Raw genomic sequence first — 1274 nt, forward strand, 5'->3', positions numbered from 1 at the left:
TGAGGTGTACTACTGATGTGAGACACAGTTTGAAAGGATTGTGCTCATGTCTGCTCGACCTACCTATTCCGATGAGTTCAAGGCTGATGCCGTTGAGCTCGTGGTTTCATCTGGCCGTTCGCCGGCTTCTGTCGCTCCGGAGCTCGGCATTTCCGTCACCGCGTTGAAACGCTGGGTGCGGGTGTCCCGTGAGGGGCAACCAGGCGGTGGGGGGAAACCGGATGATCCGGTGGATCCTGCGAAATACAAGGCGTTGGAAGCACGGATGCGTGAGCTGGAGAGGGAGAACGATTTCCTGAAAAAAGTTTCGGCGTTCTTCGCCAAAGAACAACGGTAGAGGACTTGTACCGAGTTGTTCAGGAGAAGAACGCCGACTTCCCGGTGGCCTGGATGTGCCGCCAGCTTGGTCTCCCACGGGCGACGTATTACCGGCGGCTGGACGCCGGCGACACCCCGACTGCGCTGCGCCGCCGGGAACTGACGGATCAGGTGAAGACCGTCTTCGATTCCTCCGACGGGATCTTCGGGCACCGCATGGTCCATGCGAAACTTGCCGCCGCCGGCATCGAGGTTTCGGTGGGCACTGTCGCGGGGATCATGGCCGAAAACGGGTGGGCGGCAAAGCGGATGAGAGCGTTCAAGCGCACCACGATCGCCTCGGATCCGGATAAAGTCTTCGAGGACCTCATCGGCCGGGACTTCACTGCAGAAGCCCCTGGAACGCGTCTGGTGGGCGATATTACCTACCTGCGCACCGGCGAAGGGTGGCTGTATTTGGCCACTGTCATTGACCTGTGCACCCGCATGGTCGTCGGCTGGGCCATGGCTGAGCACATGCGCGCCTCGTTGGTTACCGGAGCCCTGACGATGGCCAGGGACAGCGGCCACCTGAGCCCCAACGCCATTTTTCACAGCGACCACGGAACGCAGTACACCTCCCGGGAAATGGGCGCCTGGTGCGCAGGAAACAAGATCCGCCAATCCATGGGCGCCACCGGGGTGTGCTGGGACAATGCAGTCGCAGAATCGCTGTTCTCATCCCTGAAAAACGAGTTCTACCATCACCACAGCTTCACCACCCGCCAGGACGCCAGACGGGCGACCATGCGCTACATCGAAGTGTTCTACAACCGCTGGCGCCCTCACACCAACAACGAGGGTCTGCCGCCCGCGACAGCAATGGCCAACTTCACAACCAGAAACCAGCCGCTTCCCGCTGCTGCCTGACCGAAAAGAAACTACCCGACTGTCTCACATCCTTGACACACCTCACA

2 protein-coding genes are annotated in these 1274 nt (G+C 60.4%); both read left to right on the top strand.

What is annotated here, in order from left to right; all coding sequences use genetic code 11:
• Nucleotides 1-46: 46 nt before the first annotated feature.
• Nucleotides 47-337 (top strand): transposase, encoded by a 291-nt coding sequence (locus J1M87_RS23665; protein ID WP_047040760.1) that lies wholly within the window; start codon nt 47-49, stop codon nt 335-337.
• 5 nt (nt 338-342) lie between these two features.
• A complete protein-coding gene (locus J1M87_RS23670; RefSeq protein WP_082901982.1) occupies nt 343-1227 on the top strand; it encodes an IS3 family transposase in 885 nt (294 codons plus the stop codon).
• The last annotated feature ends 47 nt before the right edge of the window (nt 1228-1274 follow it).

Origin of the sequence: Rhodococcus sp. KRD162 (assembly GCF_017168335.1) — a bacterium.
In the GTDB taxonomy this organism is placed as follows: Bacteria; Actinomycetota; Actinomycetes; order Mycobacteriales; family Mycobacteriaceae; genus Rhodococcoides.